The following is a 666-nucleotide window of genomic DNA, read 5'->3' on the forward strand; positions in this document are numbered from 1 at the left end:
CCGATCTTCTCCGTCGCCYCAGAAATCGCCCCCMGSCCAKYCCSWCACCCGCCGCGCARCACCRCCCGCTCTKGTTGGGGGGAAAAGAYTGAAGTGMCYGWYGAGCATGCGAGCGCWCGMRCGCTTCGTCGGTCACTTCAATCTTTTCCCCCCAACACAGYACGGYGGTGGCCGCAAAGGMGCGGGTRRGGAGGCTGTGGAGCGCCAATAGGGACGGGGCGCCGGAGCTGGCTGGTTTCATGGCCCGCGYGCGCAGCRCGCTTCGTGMACTGACTGTCGCCCACTGTTTGACCACAACGAACGAAGTGAGTGGCGGGAGTTTGGGCGACGGGCCATGAAACCAGTCAGCGSAGGGCAGTCTTCGCCCTCCAGAGGGCGAAGACCGCACCGGCCGGCGAGCCACAGCCTCCTTACCCGCGCCTTTGCACGCACAGTCACAGTCATCCACCGAGATACGCATCCAGCACCTCCCGGTTCCCACGAATCTCCTCCGGCGTGCCCACAGCCAGCACCGAGCCCTCGACCATCACCATGATCCGGTGGCACAGGTCCATCACGAAATCCATGTTGTGCTCGATCACGATGAAGCTGCCACCGCGCTCCCGGTTGAGCTCCTTCAGCAGCACGCTGATGCCACCGACCAGGCTCGGGTTGACCCCCGCACAC

The 666-nt window shown here is 65.1% G+C and carries 1 protein-coding gene; it reads right to left on the reverse strand.

Annotated elements, in window-relative coordinates; all coding sequences use genetic code 11:
- Positions 1–440: 440 nt before the first annotated feature.
- A partial coding sequence (locus AC1D01_RS37585) for an ABC transporter ATP-binding protein C-terminal domain-containing protein (protein ID WP_477875030.1) occupies positions 441–666 on the reverse strand: 226 nt, incomplete at its 5' end.

It is taken from the genome of Rhizobacter sp. P3_B12, assembly GCF_056402895.1.